The sequence below is a fragment of the Pedobacter sp. Leaf176 genome (genome assembly GCF_001424305.1).
Taxonomy (GTDB): domain Bacteria; phylum Bacteroidota; class Bacteroidia; order Sphingobacteriales; family Sphingobacteriaceae; genus Pedobacter.
On record NZ_LMPD01000004.1, the window covers coordinates 213,150 to 230,222 of the forward strand.

The 17,073-nt window shown below is 38.7% G+C and carries 14 protein-coding genes; 4 read left to right on the plus strand and 10 right to left on the minus strand.

What is annotated here, in order from left to right:
* Positions 1–10 precede the first annotated feature (10 nt).
* Complete coding sequence (locus tag ASF92_RS13440; protein ID WP_056093859.1) at positions 11–985, plus strand: App1 family protein; 975 nt, start codon at positions 11–13, stop codon at positions 983–985.
* On the opposite strand, the gene ASF92_RS13445 is transcribed toward ASF92_RS13440, so the two are convergent.
* Both ASF92_RS13445 and ASF92_RS13450 read right to left on the minus strand, forming a co-directional pair.
* Complete coding sequence (locus ASF92_RS13445) at positions 982–1,350, minus strand: YccF domain-containing protein (RefSeq protein WP_056093863.1); 369 nt, start codon at positions 1,348–1,350, stop codon at positions 982–984. The genes ASF92_RS13440 and ASF92_RS13445 overlap by 4 nt on opposite strands.
* 238 nt (positions 1,351–1,588) lie before the next feature.
* Entirely contained in the window at positions 1,589–1,777 is a 189-nt protein-coding gene (locus ASF92_RS13450) for a hypothetical protein (RefSeq protein ID WP_056093866.1), read from the minus strand.
* 156 nt (positions 1,778–1,933) lie between these two features.
* Here ASF92_RS13450 and ASF92_RS13455 point away from each other — a divergent pair, with 156 nt between their 5' ends.
* Entirely contained in the window at positions 1,934–2,281 is a 348-nt protein-coding gene (locus ASF92_RS13455) for a hypothetical protein (protein ID WP_056093871.1), read from the plus strand.
* A 93-nt stretch (positions 2,282–2,374) separates the two neighbouring features.
* Here the strand turns inward: ASF92_RS13455 and ASF92_RS13460 are convergent, their stop codons facing one another.
* Positions 2,375–3,574 (minus strand): DUF1501 domain-containing protein, encoded by a 1,200-nt coding sequence (locus ASF92_RS13460; RefSeq protein WP_056093874.1) that lies wholly within the window; start codon positions 3,572–3,574, stop codon positions 2,375–2,377.
* Between the two features lie 51 nt (positions 3,575–3,625).
* Entirely contained in the window at positions 3,626–5,068 is a 1,443-nt protein-coding gene (locus ASF92_RS13465) for a DUF1800 family protein (RefSeq protein ID WP_056093878.1), read from the minus strand.
* Between the two features lie 74 nt (positions 5,069–5,142).
* On the opposite strand from ASF92_RS13465, the gene aat reads away from it, so the two are divergent.
* Positions 5,143–5,781 carry a leucyl/phenylalanyl-tRNA--protein transferase gene (gene aat, locus ASF92_RS13470; RefSeq protein WP_056093879.1) on the plus strand — a complete coding sequence of 213 codons (639 nt, stop codon included), beginning with the start codon at positions 5,143–5,145 and terminating at the stop codon, positions 5,779–5,781.
* A 255-nt stretch (positions 5,782–6,036) separates the two neighbouring features.
* Here the strand turns inward: aat and ASF92_RS13475 are convergent, their stop codons facing one another.
* Positions 6,037–6,819, minus strand: a complete 783-nt coding sequence (locus ASF92_RS13475) for a DUF1080 domain-containing protein (protein ID WP_056093882.1) — start codon at positions 6,817–6,819, stop codon at positions 6,037–6,039.
* 75 nt (positions 6,820–6,894) lie between these two features.
* Complete coding sequence (locus tag ASF92_RS13480) at positions 6,895–7,203, minus strand: DUF2892 domain-containing protein (protein ID WP_056093885.1); 309 nt, start codon at positions 7,201–7,203, stop codon at positions 6,895–6,897.
* Positions 7,204–7,289: 86 nt separating this feature from the next.
* Here ASF92_RS13480 and ASF92_RS13485 point away from each other — a divergent pair, with 86 nt between their 5' ends.
* Positions 7,290–7,841 (plus strand): hypothetical protein, encoded by a 552-nt coding sequence (locus ASF92_RS13485; RefSeq protein WP_056093888.1) that lies wholly within the window; start codon positions 7,290–7,292, stop codon positions 7,839–7,841.
* A 5-nt stretch (positions 7,842–7,846) separates the two neighbouring features.
* On the opposite strand, the gene ASF92_RS13490 is transcribed toward ASF92_RS13485, so the two are convergent.
* From ASF92_RS13490 to ASF92_RS13505, 4 genes are all read right to left on the minus strand, one after another.
* On the minus strand, positions 7,847–10,738 hold the full coding sequence (locus ASF92_RS13490; protein WP_056093892.1) for a DEAD/DEAH box helicase: 2,892 nt from the start codon (positions 10,736–10,738) through the stop codon (positions 7,847–7,849).
* A 190-nt stretch (positions 10,739–10,928) separates the two neighbouring features.
* Positions 10,929–12,329 (minus strand): efflux transporter outer membrane subunit, encoded by a 1,401-nt coding sequence (locus ASF92_RS13495; RefSeq protein WP_056093895.1) that lies wholly within the window; start codon positions 12,327–12,329, stop codon positions 10,929–10,931.
* A gap of 11 nt (positions 12,330–12,340) precedes the next feature.
* Positions 12,341–15,520, minus strand: a complete 3,180-nt coding sequence (locus ASF92_RS13500; RefSeq protein WP_056093897.1) for an efflux RND transporter permease subunit — start codon at positions 15,518–15,520, stop codon at positions 12,341–12,343.
* A 40-nt stretch (positions 15,521–15,560) separates the two neighbouring features.
* Complete coding sequence (locus tag ASF92_RS13505) at positions 15,561–16,730, minus strand: efflux RND transporter periplasmic adaptor subunit (RefSeq protein WP_056093901.1); 1,170 nt, start codon at positions 16,728–16,730, stop codon at positions 15,561–15,563.
* Positions 16,731–17,073: the final 343 nt, after the last annotated feature.

Consider the following 17,073-nt stretch of genomic DNA (forward strand, 5'->3'; position numbering starts at 1 on the left):
TTTAATTATAATGAATAAATCGGTTAGCGTTAAAGTTTATCATGGTTATGGGCACACACACAACCTGGTTGTTTACGGACATGTTTTTAAACATAAAGCAAAAACTACACAGGTTTACAGCAACAATTTATTCGTGAATATTATCCACCTGTTAAGGCTTTTTATACTTAAGCCTTATCCTTTTGTACAAATCAGGCTTCGGTTTGCAAGTCAAATTATATATAATAAAACTGAGGCAGATGGCTTCTTTAAGTTTGAATTTGAAGCTGAAGAGGAAGTAAAGGCAGGTTGGCACGCCGTAACCGTTGAGGCAATTGATGAAAATGGCAAGATTTTACATGCCGGCAGCGGCGAAATTTATGTTCCGCATATCACCCAATACGCTTTTATTTCTGATGTTGATGATACCGTGATGATTTCTCATTCAGCGACCTTAGGAAGGCGATTACGAGAGCTTTTTATTAAAAATCCACATACACGAAAGACTTTTGCTAGTGCCGCAAAGCATTACCAGCAACTGGCGCTTGCCCACACAAAAGCGGAACAGCCAAATCCATTTTTTTATGTGAGCAGCAGCGAATGGAATTTGTATGATTATCTGCTTGAAACGTTTAAGTTCAATAAATTGCCAAACGGAGCCTTTCTTCTTAATACTTTGAAAAGATGGAAGGATTTGATTAAAACCGGCAAAACTGGTCATGAAGGTAAACTGCTTCGCGTCATGCGGATTTTAGATGCTTTTCCAAATCAAAGATTTGTTTTTTTTGGCGATAATTCACAACATGATCCGCAAATTTATACTTCTATAGCAGAGAAATATCCAAAAAATATCGAAGCAATCTACATTAGGAATATACGTCCGGAGAAAGAAGCTGAAACCAGAACGCTTTTAAAAAAGGTAGAAGTTAATAAAGTTTATACCTGTCTTTTTAGTAATAGCGACGAAGCGATTGAGCATTCAAAATCAATCGGACTGATTAGTTAGTTTATCGATTTGCCGAAAGGCGTAAATGCCAGGTTCATCAATTTAAAATGCTGGCGACCGAAAGGTATGCCAACGATTGTCAGGCAAAGCAATATTCCAAAGAAAAAGTGTGTTAATGCTATCCAGATGCCTCCGCAACAAATCCAGATGATGTTCATGATAGTGGAAAGGCAACCCGTGTTTGATGAGCTGTCTGTAATTTTTACACCAAATGGCGCGAGGCCGACAACAGCAAATTTGAAACATTGGATGCCGAATGGAATGCCAACTATGGTTAGGCAAAGGATTAATCCACCGATGATGTATTCAAAGAAAATAAATATTCCGCCGAAAACAATCCAAATAATATTGCCTAAAAAATTCATTGCCGTTTTTTAGGTTAAGATAATTTTAACGTGCAATTGTTACATGGTCATACTTCGAAATGCGGAATCTTTCTTGCTATCTAAAAATATAGCTTGGCTGTGTGCTACCATACGAGAGGTCATCGAGAGCCTGTCGAAGGAATTGTAAAACTGCTTTACAGGACGCTTCGACAAGCTGAAGGTAACCACAATTGAGATAGACTTATTAGACGATCACTCGTTAGGCTGGTTATTAACTCTAATTATTAGCATCTGCCGGCGCATTTGTCGTCGAATCGGATGTGCTATCGGTTTTCAATGAATCACGAACGTTTGTGTCGGTGTACTTATACATGCTGTCCGCATTTTCACTATCCGCTTTTTTGCTGTTACAGGCAGTAGCTGCAATCGAAGCTATTGCAAATAAAATTAAGAATGTCTTTTTCATTTTTCCGTTTTATTTATTATTAATCCCTTTTCGAAGAAGATTGTTTTAATTTTCTTGATTTAAGGGATAGATAAACCCTATATATGGGCTTTAAATTTCTTCTTTTTTCTCCTGAATTTTTAGTAATTTCAGCATACACACAAAGAAAACCTTGTTATGAAAAAACTACTGTTCCTATCGGCTGCGGTCGCTTGCTTTACCTTTTCAAAGGTTAGAGCCCAGAATGTAAACGGTGTTCGTTTAAGCGATATCCATGTAGATTACGTCGAAATCTCACCTGTCTATGATTCAGGAGATTTAATTTTAAAACTGGATTATGGTCAGAAATACAAACGCAATAAAGATTTAAATGTTAGAGGTGATGACGGAAAAGAACTGCTTTTTAATTCTTATGCTGACTGCCTCAATAAGCTAAAAAATTATGGTTATGAGCTTTTTCAAACTTATACTTATCTGATTGATAAAGATAATAACAGGCCCGTTTATATTCTTAAGAGAAAATAGATTATTTCCCGCAGATAGGCTGATTAGTTTGTTTCGCCATTTGTTTCACGCGAAATCCTTATTTCTAATCTGTGGAATCTGCGGGAAACTAACTTAAATGAAATCCAGCGTGTTAAATTTCTTATTTAAAATATCGGCATTATTCACATCGAGCCACTTATCTAAAATAGTTCCATACACCTGCCTGAAATCCAGCTGGTATTTTAAATCGCCAGTCTCTAAATCGCTTAAATTAGGTGCATCATTGAAAATGCCTTGCTTCTTCAGGCGGCCACCAAAGATGAACATGTTATTGGCGGTTCCGTGGTCGGTGCCATTACTGGCATTTTGTTCAACCCTTCGGCCGAATTCAGAAAAAGTTACAACCAAAGTATCTTCCAGTTTATTGTTGGTTTTTAAATCTTTTAGGAAAGCCGCCATACCTTCGCTGTATTGTTTGAGCAAATTTCCCTGTTGCTGAATTTGGTTTACATGAGTATCAAAACCACTTAGGGATACATAATAAACCCTAGTTTTCAGTCCTGATGAAATGAATTTTGAAACTGTTTTCAGTTGATTTGCAAAACCAGATTGGGGATAGGTTGCCTTACTTTGATATACTTTAGATGTGTTTTGAATATAACTTGCTGAAGACGATGTTTCGATCATCGTTTTGTACAGATAACCCAGATTGTCTTCATCCAGATCTTCCTTATCGTTTTGTAGCATGGCTTTAAAGAACGGATCATTGGTGTTACGAAACAGTGCTGCAGGGTCTTTCAATGCAATGCCTTTTTTTGTTTGCCCTTTCATAGCCAGAGAAAGTGAATCGTCTACTTCTATGGCTGTATAAGGAAACTTGCAGGTTTGGCAATTGCTGTCCAGATAGCGGCCGATCCATCCTGTAGAAAGGAACTGGTTGCTTTCACTTCCTGTTTGCCAGATATCCATGGACCGGAAATGTGACCTGTCAGGATTTGGGTAGCCCACGTCATTGATGATTGTCATCCAGCCCTGGTCATGAATTTCTTGTAAAGCCGCCATATTGGGATTCAAGCCTTGCATATCCGTTAACTTAATTACCTCTTCCGGTTTAATAGCGATGCCTTTTCTTTTTTGATAGTAAATGTCGTTACCGTAAGGGATAACTGTATTTAATCCGTCATTACCGCCGGATAGCTGTACTATAACTAAATTTTTATACAAGCTTAGCTCATCGAGGGCCATGGCTTCTAATGGTTTCATAAATGCGGGGACAAAAAGTGAACCCGCGGCTACAAAACCGGTATTTCTTAAAAAACTTCTTCTATCCATTTTCCTGCAATTTAATTGTGTTTGAGCAGACTATTTGTTAAATCAATGCATTTAGCAAAGTTGATATTCGGGCATGCTGGTAAGTTCTACAGAAGTATTCCTTAAACCTGCGTTGTTGCTAATCATGTTTATTATTTTATCTGTTAATTTTGGCTGAAGCAAAAATTCAGCAAGTTCGACAGGCGTTATGCTCTTAGGCAACGTATTCAAAAATTTTGGCCAGTCCGCCTTCGCATCTACAAAAGATTTTGGTTTCGCTTTAATATTTGCGTTTGCAGTGGCTGATCGGCTTTGTGCAATTACCGCTTCGTCTTCCGGATCGGCTTTGCCGCTAAAATCTATCGCCCCATCATTTAAAACCAAAGAAGGAATTCTCATTCTTAGCATCAGAGAGGAACTATCAATCCAGCTCTGCCCCGCGGGCCAACCTGCTACATTCGGCGGATTAAACAAGTATTGCCCTAAACTACTCTGCAGTTGAATTAAAACTTGTGGTTTGTTGTAAGTAACATAAAACTCACGGCTGAGACCAACCAGGAATTCTGCCGGGGATTTGATTTTATTGCCTAAATTTTCTGGCGCATAAAACCAATCAGCGGTAAACATTTTCTTCAAGAGCGTAGCAATATTATACTTAGAATTAAAAAATGCCGATGCCAATTCTTTCACATGAGCTTCGTTCGGTACATCATTTACAAAAAATTTATACACCTTACGGGATATGAATTTGGCTGTTTCAGGATTGTCTAAAATGATATCGATGATGTTTTCGCCGTCGAAGTTTCCAATTTTTCCAAAGAACGTTTTCGTCCCGGCATCGTGTAAATTTGGCCGAAAAATGAATGAGCCATCTTTGTCGTACATCCATCCTGTAAAAGAACGGGCAGATTCTTTTATATCCTGTTCCGTATAATTTCCCCGCCCCAACGTGAATAGCTCCATTAATTCACGGGCAAAATTTTCATTGGGTTTGCCTTTCCTGTTTTGCTGGTTGTTTAAATACTGCAACATAGCGGGTGATTTAGAAACTTCGACCAGCAAAGTTTTAAAACTACCTAAGCAATTTGCCCTTTGTATGTTGTTGAGTTGCTGGGCGAAAAAAGGATTGTTGCTCCTGCAAGCAAAATGGCCGTGCCAAAATAAAGTCATCTTCTCCCTTAATGGCAAAGCTGTATTAATCATTTTCTCCACCCAGGCAATATTTAAATCCCGGCTTTTCTCATTCTGCATTTTAACAATTTCCTGTCGCTGCTTTTTTTCTTCGTCGGTCAAATCTTTTTTGGCATATAGGCCTGCCTGCATTAAAAGTTGCTGCTTGGATGCAACTGTATCAATCAGGGTGATATCATCAGCTACTTTTGGTTGTTCAAACAAACCTTCAATAACTTTGATGATATTTTTTCTGCTTAATTTATGCAGGTCGGTATAAGAGATGCCAAAGCCTGCCCTGTTGTAAAGATGTTTAACTTTATAGAAATTATCTTTTGGGCTCATAATGATAACTTTAATTACTATGACTTATTTAAAACGCCTTGGTTTAATCTTTGTTTCATTTGCTACTTTTGCCTATGTTTTTCCAATTGCTAGATGATGATCTAAGTTTTCCCAGCCCTGCCTTGGCAGAAGAAGATGGCTTGCTTGCAATTGGCGGTGATCTGAGCTTGGAAAGACTTCTATCAGCTTATTCAAATGGCATTTTTCCATGGTTTAGCGATGGTGAACCAATTCTATGGTATGCGCCTCATCAGCGTTGTGTAATTTACCCCGATAAGATTAAAATCAGTAAAAGCATGAAGAAGGTGATGAGGGATGCGATCTTTAAAATAACCATCAATAAAGCATTTTCTGAGGTGATTCGAAATTGTGCATTAATGCCCAGGGAAGGCCAGCAAGGCACATGGATAACAAATGATATGCAAGATGCTTATATCAACCTGCATAAACGGGGTTTCGCTCATAGCATAGAAGTGTGGCTAGATGAAAAACTGGTTGGCGGTTTATATGGCTTAAAAATAAATCGTGTTTTTTGTGGTGAGAGCATGTTTAGTCAGGTCAGTAACGCGTCAAAAGCAGCACTGATATTTTTGAGTAAAACAGATATCGATTTAATTGACTGCCAATTACCCAACGACCATCTTATGAGTTTAGGCGCGGAGCTGATTCCGCAAAATGAATTTATGAAAATTTTAAAGTTAAAGGCCTCTTAGTTTTTTCTTCGAGTGTTTGATGTGTTGCATGTCAACTCTTCTATTAGAAAGTATACTTGTGCGCGGCCATGATTAACGAGGGCTAAACCAGTACCTGGTATGTTAACGACCAAAGAAATTTTCCTTTGCTAGCGTTGCCTATTGCACAAAACTTATGAACGCGAACCTTCAGTCTTATTAGAAGCAATTTATTATTAAAACAAAAAATCCTGCAATTTTAAAATTGCAGGATATTACCTTTGTTTATTAATTTTATTAAAGCTCTCTAACCCAAATGTTTCTGAAGCTAATTGCAGGACTTGGATCACCATGGTCCTGAAGTTTGATTGACGAAGGACCATGTTTCTTATATTGTGGCGCACCAATATACCTTGTTTCCCCTTTTAACACATAACCATTTTGAAGTAATACCCCATTTAAGAATAAGGTAACACTTGCGGGTTTTAATAAGCTACCATCTTCATTAAAGCGGGGTGCATTCCAGATTATATCATAATACTGCCATTCGCCTGGTTTTTTATTTGCGTTAGCTAAAGGGACTGCTTGTTTGTAAACACTTCCTGTTTGTCCGTTAACATAAGTTTTGTTGTTATAGGCATCCATAATCTGAATTTCGTAACCATTATCTCCGCCACCTGTCGACGCCAAGAATACACCGCTATTGCCACGTGCCTGTCCTTCACCACTAATGTTTGCAGGAATTTTCCACTCCATGTGTAACTGGTAATCGGTAAATTTTTTATTGGTTTCGATATTGCCTGTACCTTTTTTAACGGTAAAAAAACCGTCGTCTAATGTCCATGCTGCTGGTTTTGTTGCATCTTTTACTGAGTGCCAGGCGTCCAGATTCCTGCCGTTAAACAGGATTATTGCATCAGAAGGTGCATCCTGAGGTAAATTGCCCGGCGTTACCATTTTTGGAACTGGTTCCCAAACCTCTGTTGTTTTTGGGTCTTTAGCCGGGTCTATTTTTTTGTCTTGTGCCATTGCCTGCATAGAAAAAAATGCCGGAATAAATAATAATGCGTATTTGCTCATAATTATAGATTAACTGGTTAAAGTTAATCGATTTATTAGTAAATGGAAATATGGTATTCAATTTATTACGCCGAGTTATTCAGCAACGTAAGTTTCCGTTATGATAACTTCATCTGGAACAATACTTTCTTCCTCTTGTTGGGCAAAATCACGTACAGGACAATATCCGGTTACGCCCCGGTATAACAATCCTGCACCGATTGCAGCACCTGTTAAACCTAAAATAGGATGCGAAAATATACCGGTAAGGCCTTTGAAAATCAGGTAAGTTCCTGCTGCTCCGGAAAGCCATCTTTCAGAACTTGACACGTTGTTGTATAGTTCAGGATATTTCCAGGCTTCTTTGATGTTATTGACTGTAGTGTTTAAATCTTCGTTTGTCATGATAGTAGTTTTTCTTTACCTTACAACAAAAAAGAAAGAATAGGGTTTGGCCCTGTCTTGGAATTAGTAAAATAAATTGCGCTCGAATGTTTTTAGCTTTTTGCTTGGTTGCTTACTTGATTTATAAGGTTTACCAGATAGAAAAACAGAAATCTTATGATTTAGGTATAAGAGTTAATTGGGCGAGAATTGTTAATTTTTGGGCTGTTATCCTTGGGTTTATTTTTCTCAGCCTCGGGATTTTGAAGTATTACAGAGCTGTAGATTATATTAAATCGGACACTGCTCAAATAAAAGAAATTAGGAACGCATTATCTGGAAAATGGCTGTTGGTTAAAAGAATAGGGTTTAAAAACAATGCAATAGAACCGAACAATATTTTAAGAATACAAGCTTATTTTAGAAGGTTTCCTGGTCATTTTTTTCCAGAAGTTTATAGCGTTACAGTTTCAAATCCAGAGGCATCTTCTATACCAGCTCAAGAAATAGTGTTGCAAAACCCTAATGATGAAGAATCTGGTCTATCTGTTGAAATGAAGATTCAAAAATTAAATAAAGACACGCTAGTTTTGAGGTATCCACCTTTCATCACTTCAACAAAAAAAGAAGCCATAGCGATATATGAGCGGCTTAGGTAAATTACTTAATTCAAAATATCCCTGATGTCTTCTTTACTTAAAGATTTAAAGAAACTTTCTTCAGTCGTAATTAATGAATTAGCGAGCGATTTCTTTCGCTTTTGCAAAGCGAGAATTTTTTCTTCGACCGTATCTTTAGCAATGAATTTATAAATAAAAACTTTTTTGTCCTGACCAATGCGATGTGTCCTGTCAATGGCTTGCTGTTCAACAGCGGGATTCCACCATGGATCTAAAATGAAAACATAATCGGCCTGTGTTAGATTTAAACCAACGCCGCCCGCCTTGATAGAAATTAAGAATACCTTTAAATCTTCGTTTTGTTGAAATTCAGAAACGATTTCTCCCCGATTTCTTGTAGCGCCATCTAAATAAGCAAAAGGAATGTTCTCCGCTTCGAAATGCTTTTTGAAAATATCAAGGTGTTTAACAAATTGTGAGAAAACCAAAACTTTATGTCCGCCTTTAAGCACATTATCCAGCGTATGGATAACGTTTTCGAATTTGCCGGAGTCGGAGAGATATTCAGCATCTATCATAACCGGGTGGTTCGCCAGCTGACGCAAAGCCGTTAGTCCCTGCAAAAGCTGAACTTGCTTTTGAGCAAATGTTCCATCATCCATACTTTGCAGCAAATCGTTGCGGTACGCTGATTTGGTTTTTTCATAGTATGCCGCCTGGTCTTCGCTCATGTCGCAATAGATAACCTGCTCTGTTTTTGGAGGCAATTCTGAGGCAACCTGCTCTTTTGTCCGGCGAAGTACGAAAGGCTTTATGATAGATTGAAGTTTACGGGCTTTTTCTTCATCTTTTTTCTTCTCAATTGCCTGAACATATTCTTCATAGAAAAAAGCCTGCGTACCTAACAATCCCGGATTTAAAAAGGTTAACTGCGACCATAGATCGCCTACTGAATTTTCAACTGGCGTACCGCTTAAAATTAGACGGTGTCGCGATTTCAAAGCTCTGACTGCCTTGAAAGATTTTGATGAAGGGTTTTTTATGTTCTGGCTTTCATCCAGAATAACGTAGTTGAAATAAAAGTTTTTCAACTCATCAATATCAACCCTTGTAACGCCGTAAGTGGTAATTACGATGTCGTAATTGGTGAAGTGGGCTACGTCTTTATTCCTGTTTGTACCGGTGTGGGCCAGGATTTTAAGCTTGGGTGTAAATTTTTTTGCCTCAGTTAGCCAATTGTAGATTAGTGAGGTTGGCATTATAATTAAAGAGGTGGTTTGAGTTCCTGCAAGCTGGTCATCTTCCTTCGCTTTTTGCAGCATAGCAAGCGTTTGAATGGTTTTACCCAAACCCATGTCATCGGCTAAACAGCCGCCAAAGTTGTATTCACGCAAAAAGCTGAACCAATTGTACCCAGCCTTTTGATAATCACGCAAATTGCCTTTAAAATGGACAGGCATTTGCACATCGGCAATATCTTCGAAATCGCTTAAGCGTTGTAATTTACGTTCTAACGTTACGTTTGCGAGGCTATCTTCAGCTAAATCATTAATTAAACCGATGTGGTGTTTCCTCAATTTTAATGTTTTACCGGTTTCGGCCAGACTGAACAGACTGCTGTATTGTGTAAACCACTTATCAGGAATAATGGCAACTTCACCGTCGGGCAAAGTGAACTCTCTTCTTTTATGAAGAATGTGCTGTTTTAAAGATAAGAACGGAATCTGGTATTTGCCAAACCATACGACAGCATTGATATCGAACCAATCGTTTCCTTCTTTAACCTCCAAATCTATTTTGCTTGTGCCGAAAACGAAACGTTTTTGTCCGGTTGCCTGCTCAATTTCGAAGCCTGCGGATTCCAGGCTTTCAATATGCTCGTTTACCCAGTTTATTGCTGCATAACTTGGGTTATCTTCTCCGGAGATGACTTCCAGGTTACTGAATAAAGCACTTGTTTTTTTTAAACCAAGTGATAAGAGCAGGTTATACTGTTTTTTTTCCCAATCAGCAGAACGTTTAATCCGGTGGAAAATATAATTATCGGCAGTTTTTTCCAGTCTAACCGTTACTTTATGTGCGTTTTCTACAGGAAATACATATTCACCATATTTAAAATAAAGCTGTATCTGTGACAAACCGCCGTCAACGTAAAAAACTTTTAGAACCGGCGTTGCCTCAAATTGCTCGGTTCTGATTTCGAAACCTTCTGCATACACATGGTGCTTTTCGATTAGCGGGGCAACGAATTTTTCAAAATAGGTCGCCTCTGTTGATTTTGGGATGGCGATGTATCTTTTTGCCAGAAAGGGTTGTAATTTTTTACCTTCAATATCCTGGTCGAAAAAGTATAAAATATCATTTAGTAGCAACCAAGCTGGTTTATTGCTAATAATCTGCGCTTCCTTAAACATAAATTCAATGCGCAGGTTTTGATACTTTATTGTAGGGAAATAGCGTGTTTCAGTTTCATTTCGACGAAAGTGAAAGAGAATGGATGCAGGCTCCGACGCTAATTCAATTTTACGTTCTACCGGCCAGCCATCCTTATCCATCAGGTAAAGTTCGTCCTTTACTTTTAGAATTTCTAAAGCCTCTGCAAGCTTTTTTTCGATTTTCGGACGAACAGTTTCATAAAATTTATCATCAAAAATTTTTGTGAAAAATTCTGTTGGCCTGATTAATTTTTTATAGTGTTTTTTTATTAGCGAATCCTGTTCGATATCATCTAATATTTTAATCAGCTTATAGTCGGTTTCGTCGAGGCAGGAGTTAAACTCTTCTGCAGTATGTGTGAAAATTCTCTGGTAAGTAAAAGAGAAGTCGCCTTGTGGATTAAGCTGAACCACATGAGGTTCAATTAAATAGCCTAAATACTCATGTTTGCACAAAGAGTACACTACTTTACAGTTTTTAGAGCTATCGACGCGTAACATTGATTGAGTTAAATTTTTCCGAAGCTACCCGCTTGAAAAACTTTAAACTTACAATATTTTAAGGTTACATCAAAAGATTAACGGAAATAGGAATGAAAACAAATTGGGTTGAATGATTTATAGGTAGCTATAAGTAAAAAAGGCATCCTGAAAAAATCAGAATGCCTCTAGTTTTATAGGTATTGTTGTGTTATTTCCAACCACCACCTAGTGCACGGTACAATTCAACTACTGATTGTAGTTTCTGTAACCTATCGTTTATACCACTCAACTGTGCTGTTAACAAGCTTTGTTCTGAGGTTAAAACGTCTGTGTAATTTGTTGCCGAACTATAGCGTAATAATTCTTTAGTAAAATCTACAGCTTTGGTTAGCGAAGCTATTTGTTTTGCTCTTGTTTCTTCTTTTTCTGCTGCGGTTTGATAAGCATACAAAGCGTTTGAAACTTCCTGTCCGCCAGTTAATAGCGTTTGCTGAAAAGTGTAAAAAGCAATTTGTTGATTAGCCTGAGCAGTTGTTAGGCGGGCTTTATTAGCACCTTTTGCGAAAATTGGTTGGGTTAAACCGCCAACCAAATTGTAAAAAACAGACTTATCGAAAAAATTGCTTAACTGCAAACTTGTTAAACCACCAGTTGCCGTTAAGGTTAAAGCCGGGTAAAAGTAAGTTTTTGCGACATTCGTATTTTCAAACGCCGATCTGAAGCCAAATTCAGCAGCAATAACATCTGGGCGGTTTTGTAAAAGTTGTGCAGAAATTCCGGTTTGTAAATTGCTGTATGGGATTTGCTGGTCTAAGGAATTACGATTAATTGGTCCGGGGGCTGTGGCGAGCACAACGCTTAGCGCATTTTCTGCCTCTTTAATACTTCTTTTTAAATCAGGCAAAGTAACCTGGGCTGCATATAAATTCGCTTCGCTTTGTACAACCGCCGCACCATTTACAATTGCACCTTCTTTTAAAGCCTTCATGGTTTCAACATCTTTTGTTCTGATGCTGATGGTTTGGTTCGTAATCTCCAATTGCTTATCTAAAGCCAATAAAGTATAATAGCTATTGGCAATTGTGGCGATTAATTGTGTTTGTACAGCACGTTTGGCGGCATCAGTTTGTAACAATGTTGCATAGGCAGCACGCTTAGCGCTGTTTAATTTACCCCAGATGTCAGCCTCCCATGCGGTGCTTAGTGCCGCTCTGTAAGTTTGCGTTTCCAGATTAATGTTAATCCCGGCAGGAAAATTCAATGCAGCAGCGGATTGTTTGGCATCAGTAACCGAAACATCAGCTTGTAAACTAGGCAAAAATGCTGCACGACTTTGACGCAATGTAGCCTCAGAAATTCTAATACGTTCTATGGCTTGTTTTAAATCTAAATTTTGATTTATTCCCTGCTGAATCAGCGACTGCAGCGTGGTGTCAGAAAACAAACTTTTCCACGGTAAATCTGCCATGGTTGTTGTATCAGTGGTATTATTATCCCGGTATAATCCCGCACTTCCAACTTCAGGACGTGTGTATTTCTTCGTTACACAGGCACTAAAAGTGAGGATGGCAAAACCGATTAAAATGGGATACTTATATCTAAAATTCATGTCTGTTTAAATTAGTGTTTACTTTTAGCCGTTGCTAATTCGTATTCTTCAGGCGTTTGCTCTTTTTCAATTCCTTTTTCAAACGGCGATTTGTTGCTTATTCTCTCCTGAAGGCTTTGGAAAATGATGAATAATGCCGGTATTACGAATACGCCGAATAGTGTTCCAATAAGCATACCACCCACAGCACCTGTACCAATCGATTTATTTCCCGATGCACCTACTCCTGATGATAACATTAAAGGCAATAAGCCTAAAATAAAGGCGAAAGAGGTCATCAAAATCGGACGCAGACGTGCAGTTGCGCCATCTATGGCGGCATTTATAATGCTCATTCCCTTTCTTCTTCTATCAACTGCATATTCTACAATCAGAATCGCATTTTTAGCTAATAAACCAACAAGCATAATGAGTGTGATTTGTGTATAGATGTTATTATCCACACCAAATATTTTGTCGAAAACGAATACACCAGCCAAACCGATTGGCAGAGAGATTAGAACGGCTAATGGTAAAATATAACTTTCGTATTGTGCCGCCAGCAAGAAATAGACGAAAATTATACATAATAAAAAGATAAATACCGTTTGGCTTCCTCCGCTTATTTCCTCGCGTGACAAGCCTGAGAACTCGTATCCGTAACCTGCTGGTAAACTTTGTGCTGCAACTTCCTGCACGGCTTTCAGGGCATCACCAGAACTATAACCAGCATTCGGATTACCGGTTACAGCAATGGAGGTAAATAAGTTGAAACGGGAAATCGCTTGTGGACCGTAAACCTTGGTTAAGGTGATGAACTCGGAAACCGGTGCCATCTGGCCGGAACCATTTCTAACAAAAATTCTTGTTAAAGTTTGTTCGTTGGCACGATATTGTGCGTCTGCCTGATACATAACCCGGAATTGTTTACCAAATTTATTAAAGTTTGATGCGTAAACGCCACCATAATAACCTTGCATTACACCTAAAACATCAGCCACCGTTAAACCAGCTTGTTTTACTTTTGCCACATTAACGTCGATCTGGTATTGTGGGAAGTTCGGGTTAAATGAGGTTGATGCATATTGAATTTCAGGGCGCTTACTCAATGCCGCTAAGAATCCATTCCCAATTTCATTGAATTTTTTGATGTCGCCACCTGTTTTGTCCTGCAGTTGGAATTCAAAACCACCGCTGGTACCAAAGCCCTGAATGGTTGGCGGTGCAAAGAAGATTATTTTCGCACCTTTGATAGTAGCGGTTTTAGCGAATAGCTCTCCAATGATGGCCTTCACGTCGCGTTTGCGCTCATCCCATGGTGCCAATCGTGAAATTACCATTCCATAAGAACTGCCCGAACCACTAATCATACTACGGCCGACAACGCGAAGTGTATTTTTGATTTCAGGTATTTTGTGAGCAATACTGTCTATTTGTGCGATTACAATATTAGTTTCTTCTTGTGATGTTCCGGCGGGAAGTGAAATATCGGACATGATTGTACCTAAATCCTCGTTTGGTACGAAACCTTTTGGAGTGGTATTCATGGTCCAAACTAAAACCACCGTGAATAATGCAATACCCAAACCAACCATCCATTTGTTGTGCGAAAGGAAACTGACTGATTTTTTGTATTTCCCTGTTACAGCGTCAAACGAAGTATTAAAAGCACTGTAGAAGCGATTTAAGAAATTCTTCTTTTTTTCATGGTCTTCGGTATGTGGTTTTAAGAACAACGCACATAATGCCGGACTCAAAGTTAAAGCGTTAATTGCCGAAAGGATAATGGAAATCGCAAGTGTTAAACCGAACTGCTTGTAAAATACGCCCGATGAACCTTGAATAAAACTCACCGGGATAAATACGGCGGCCATAACTAAAGTGATGGAGATGATCGCACCACTAATGTCATCCATTGCATCAATTGTTGCTTTTTTTGCATCAGTGTAACCTTCATCTAATTTCGCGTGGACGGCCTCCACAACAACGATCGCATCATCTACCACAATACCAATTGCGAGTACGAGCGCAAATAATGTAAGTAAATTGATGGTGAAACCGAATAAGCTTAAAAAGAAGAATGTACCAATAATTGCCACCGGAACACTGATTGCCGGAATTAAAGTTGAACGGAAATCCTGTAAGAAGATAAACACCACCAGGAACACTAAGATAAATGCCTCGATTAAGGTGTGAATTACCTTCTCGATTGATGCATCCAGGAAATCATTCACATTTACCAGAGTGGAATAATGAACGCCCTTCGGAAAGGTTTTCTGGGCCTCATCTAAAGTTTTAATCGAGTTCTCAATAACTTCTTTCGCATTTGAACCTGCTGTCTGGTTAATGGCGATACCTAAAGCCTGCTTGCCATTAAATTTAACTGAACTTGCATAACTTTGGGCGCCCAGTTCTATTCTGGCGATGTCTTTTAAACGAAGAATTTGTCCGTTTGCATCCGATTTTATAATGATGTTTCCAAACTGTGCCTCGTCTTTTAATCTACCGGTATATTTTAAAGTGTATTGAAATGCCTGGTCACCAGATTCACCAAACTGACCCGGGGCAGCCTCCACGTTTTGATCGGCGAGGGCCGTATTAATATCACTTGGTACTAACCCGTAAGTTGCCATAACATCAGGTTTTAACCAGATGCGCATGGTGTAATCTAGTGTTCCGAATGCACTTGCATCACCAACACCGTTTATACGTTTAATTTGAGGGATGATGTTAATATTTGCATAATTCTGCAGAAACTTTTGATCATAAGATGGGTCATCACTATATAAACCAAAGATTAAAACGTTACTGGCCTGTCTTTTTGCAGTAATTACACCGGATCTTGTAACCTCAGCAGGTAATAGACTTGTTGCCCTGGCAACCCTGTTTTGAACGTTTACTGCCGCTAAATCCGCGTTGGTACCTAACTTAAAATTTACGGTAATACTTGCTGTTCCGTCGTTACTTGCGGTAGATGTCATGTAAGTCATGTCCTCCACACCATTTATTTGTTCCTCTAAGGGAACAACTACACTATTCATCACCACGTCGGCATTTGCACCCTGGTATGAAGTGGAAACCTGCACAGTTGGGGGTGCAATTTCCGGGTATTGCGAAACCGGCAGCGTAGCTAAACCTAAAACACCGAGGATTACGATGATAATTGATATAACTGTCGACAGAACCGGCCGCTCTATAAATTTCTTAAACATAATTTTGAATTACGATTTGTGCTATACGATTTGGAACCGCTTATTTTTTTAACTCAGCATAAACTGAATCGGTACTTTTCTCTTCCGGTTTAATCTTCATTCCATCTTTTAAGGATTGAAAACCTTCCAGAACAATCTTATCACCAGCTTTGAGGCCCTTGGTTACAACAAAAAATTTGTCTTTAGCCAAATCCATAATCTGAATTTCGGTACTAATAACTTTTGAAGAATCGCCTAAAACATAGACGAATTTCTTACCCTGTAAATCAATTGTAGATTTTTGAGGAACCAGAATTGCATTTTCGACCTTTTGAGGAATTCTCACTGATGCACTACCGCCAGATTTTAATAAGGCTATAGGGTTAGGAAAAGTTGCCCTTAAACTTGCCGAACCGGTATTAGTATTAATTTGGCTGTTGATTGATTCGATTTTACCATTCTGAGCGTAAACTGTTCCATCTGCCAAAACCAAACTTACCGCCGGAATGTTTTTCATTTGCTGCGATAAGGTGCTGCCTTTATAGGTGTTAGAAAAATCCAGGAGCTGTTTCTCATTAAGAGAGAAATATGCATAGACTTTCGAAGTGTTTGATACTGTGGTTAACGGTTCTGTACTAGAGCTGCTTACCAGACTTCCGGTACGGAAGGGGATACTGCCGACAATACCGTCGACAGGACTCGTAATTGAAGTATAGCCTAAATTAACCTGGGCGTTTGCTAACGTAGCTCTTGCCTGCGCCAAAGCTGCTCTTCTGCTTTGCAGCGTCAGTTGTGCAGCATCGAGATCATATTTACTGATGATGTCTTTTTCTACCAGGGGCTTAGTTTTATTTACCTGCAACTGGGCTGCATTCACATCTGCCTCAGCACTGCTGATTGCCGCTCTTGCTGTTCTTACTTCCTGCTCATATTGCGGGGCCATAATAGTGAAAAGCAATTGGCCTTTTTTCACAACTGTACCCTCATCTACCAATATTTTTTGAATAAAGCCGTCTACTTTAGGACGTATATCAATGTTTTGGATGCCTTCAATTGTTGCGGGGTAATCTGAATTAAGTTCTGTGGTTTGTGCGTTAACGGTAAAAACCGGGTAAGCTTGAGGGCCAGCTGCTGCCGCAGCTGCAGCTTTTTTAGCATCATCGTTGCCGCCACATGATGCTAAAATCATAGCAATGCTGACACTGAAAAAGAGAGTTGTTACTTTTCTCATGGACTATTTTTGTGTGTGTTTAAATTTAATTCCGGACTAAAAGCGTTGTCAAAATCTGATTTTGAAGTTCCAGATTTGTGCCCAAAAATAGCGCCTAAAAAAAAATAAGTCTGTCCAAATTCTGTCATTTAATCAATCGATTGATTTATTTTTAATGCAAAATTGCCTTTTAGTAGGTTTAAATAGCTGTTTTAAAGTTGTTTATGTACTTGTTATGAAAATGAATTGATGTGTAAATAAATTGCGACACATGTTAAAACCCTGTTAAACCAGTGCATTTGTATAGATTTAGTTTCAATAATTGTGTGTAAAATCAGGCAGTTTTGACTTTTGTTAGTGTGAA